This is a genomic window from Synechococcus sp., from assembly GCF_982614295.1.
The window spans coordinates 1-2460 of sequence record NZ_CEXBMR010000088.1 but is presented as its reverse complement, the minus strand read 5'-3'; the positions used below and the strand labels follow the sequence as shown (position 1 = coordinate 2460).

General features: G+C 51.1%; 5 protein-coding genes. 2 read left to right on the top strand and 3 right to left on the bottom strand.

All coding sequences use genetic code 11. The annotated features are described in order from the left end of the window. Both AC2JC8_RS09990 and secG read left to right on the top strand, forming a co-directional pair. On the top strand, positions 1-468 hold a 468-nt coding region (locus AC2JC8_RS09990), incomplete at its 5' end, for an alkaline phosphatase family protein (protein WP_484594672.1). A 13-nt stretch (positions 469-481) separates the two neighbouring features. Continuing rightward, positions 482-712 (top strand): preprotein translocase subunit SecG, encoded by a 231-nt coding sequence (gene secG / locus AC2JC8_RS09985; RefSeq protein WP_295459117.1) that lies wholly within the window; start codon positions 482-484, stop codon positions 710-712. A 54-nt stretch (positions 713-766) separates the two neighbouring features. On the opposite strand, the gene AC2JC8_RS09980 is transcribed toward secG, so the two are convergent. From AC2JC8_RS09980 to AC2JC8_RS09970, 3 genes are all read right to left on the bottom strand, one after another. Then, entirely contained in the window at positions 767-1405 is a 639-nt protein-coding gene (locus AC2JC8_RS09980) for an ammonium transporter (protein WP_484594671.1), read from the bottom strand. Continuing rightward, a complete protein-coding gene (locus tag AC2JC8_RS09975) occupies positions 1392-1739 on the bottom strand; it encodes a hypothetical protein (protein WP_484594670.1) in 348 nt (115 codons plus the stop codon). Before AC2JC8_RS09975 ends, AC2JC8_RS09980 begins: the two co-directional genes overlap by 14 nt. A gap of 98 nt (positions 1740-1837) precedes the next feature. After that, the coding region (locus tag AC2JC8_RS09970; protein ID WP_484594669.1) for a TCP-1/cpn60 chaperonin family protein at positions 1838-2460 on the bottom strand (623 nt) is incomplete at its 5' end.

Genomic DNA, 2460 nt, shown 5'->3' with positions numbered 1-2460 from the left:
AATGGTTGCGTTGCAGCAATACGCAAAGGTATTTATTCGTTTGTAGTTATTAACTATGCCAACCCCGATATGGTTGGCCATACAGGTGATTTAGCTGCCACCATTGAGGCAATCAGCTGTGTAGATCAATGCCTCGGCAAACTTTTAAGCGCCACGGGCCGAATGGGTGGCACCTTATTGATCACCGCAGACCATGGCAATGCCGAGTTGATGCAAGGGGCTGATGGGCGCCCCTGGACAGCGCACACAACAAACCCTGTCCCCTTCATCATTGTGGAAGGTGAGAAACGCAAATTAGCTGGCTTCGGTGGTGATATTGCATTGCGCCAAGAGGCGGGCCTTGCCGATATTGCCCCCACGGTGCTTCAGCTTTTAGGCATTGAGGTGCCTGAAGCAATGAGCGGCACCAGCTTGATAGAAAGCCAAAACAGCAGCCCCAATAACGTTTCACCAACTACTCTGGTTTAACTGCTAAAAATCCATGCTGATAACTATTCTTGGCTGGCTTTGGGCCGCCACAGCAGTACTACTGATCATCTCAGTGCTGTTGCACAGCCCAAAAGGAGATGGGCTTGGGGGGCTCGCCTCCAGCGGCAGTTCAATGTTTTCGAGTGCTCGCAGCGCTGAAAATACACTTAATCGCATCAGCTGGACTTTGCTTGCATTATTTATGGGCCTCGCAGTGGTATTGAGCGCCGGCTGGTTGAACTAAGTAATCGAACTTTAATTTTGGATTTAAGTTAATATTTTGGATTTAAGTTGATATTTAACCTGTGAACTCATTGTTATAAGCCTCTTCTCCATGGGAATTCACATCTAAACCTTGGCGCTCCTGCTGATCTCCAACCCTTAGGGGAACGAATTGACGAATCAGGATTAATACCACATAAGTTCCAATCGCTACCCAAAGGATAGTGAACCCAGCTGCTTTCAATTGAATCCAAAGCTGGATTGGATTTCCAGCAAGTAATCCATTAGCCCCGGCAGGATTTAGTGTTTTCATCGCAAATATGCCTGTTAGCAAAACACCCAGCAGCCCCGCCCCAAACAAAATGAAGCTCACATTGTGTGGTGGAGCAACTTGTTGGGGGTAAGCACGCCTGGGGCCAACCACAATTGCTGCCACTAAAGCAGCCACCCCAGAAGCTATTTCCACCACATAGCCACCGGCAAAATCCAGGGCGCCGATCCCACCACTTACTCCTAAAAAGCCCCCTGGCCCCCACACCATGTGGGCAAGGGGTAGATAAATAAAAGTGCTCCAAAGCAATATAAAAAGCATCCATGCCTTGAAGTTCAACCTTTCCACCACCGCTCCCGATACGAGAGCCGGAGTGATGATCGCAAAGGTGAGCTGGAATAAAGCCACAGCCCCATGGCTTGGCCCCCCTTCAGTGATTGGCACCGACCAATTGGATAGCCCTCCCTACCCAGGCAAAACCGCCAATGAAAGGCGCCAATGGGCCCGATCCAGGCGAAAAAGCAAGGCTGTAGCCGTAGAGCATCCAAAGCACACTCACCAGCGCCATGGCGCCGAAACTCATCATCAAGGTGTTGAGCACGTTGCGGCCGCGCACAAAACCGGCATAAAAAAGCCCCAAAGCTGGGGTCATCAGCAACACAAGTGCTGCACAGATCAAGATGAAGCCGTTGTTAGCTAGAGCGGAAGCAGGCAAATGGTTTTGGGCTAGTTGATGTTCACCCTGAACTTTTTTGGTGGCGCATCTTTTAGCAACCACTACAAAGCAGCAAATTTGTAGCTTTACAAATAAAAAAGGCAGAAGGGTTATTCCTTCTGCCTTGAAATGTATAAGGCAAAGCCTTTTGTATAAGCAGGTTAGTAGTCGAAGTCGCCGCCCATGCCGCCCATGCCGCCGCCACCGCCGCCGGCAGGTGCTGCATCTTTCTTCTCAGGAAGATCAACCACGATGCACTCGGTGGTTAACACCATGCCAGCGATAGATGCAGCATTTTGCAAACCGGAACGGGTCACCTTGGCAGGATCGATGATGCCAGCAGCGAGCATGTCTACATATTCGCCGGTTGCAGCGTTGTAACCCTCATTGAAGGGCTTGTGGCGGATGTTTTCAGCCACAACAGAACCGTTGGCGCCTGCATTTTCTGCAATCCGCTTGAGCGGAGCATTAAGGGCAGAAGCAACGATGCGAGCGCCGAGCAGTTCCTCACCGCTGAGGTTCTGTTGGGCCCATTCCTCGAGCACAGGGGCTAGGTGGGCAAGAGTTGTGCCACCACCAGGAACGATGCCTTCTTCAACAGCCGCTTTAGTGGCGTTGATGGCATCTTCTAGGCGCAGTTTTTTGTCCTTCATCTCGGTTTCGGTGGCGGCGCCAACCTTCACCACAGCCACACCACCGGCAAGCTTGGCCAAACGCTCTTGCAGTTTTTCCTTGTCGTAGGTGGAATCGGTTTCATCCATCTGCTTACGGATCTGCTCGCAAC

Bases quoted from the DNA above. Each gene is read 5' to 3' on its own strand.
- secG (WP_295459117.1), top strand. From the start codon at position 482: ATGCTGATAACTATTCTTGGCTGGCTTTGGGCCGCCACAGCAGTACTA.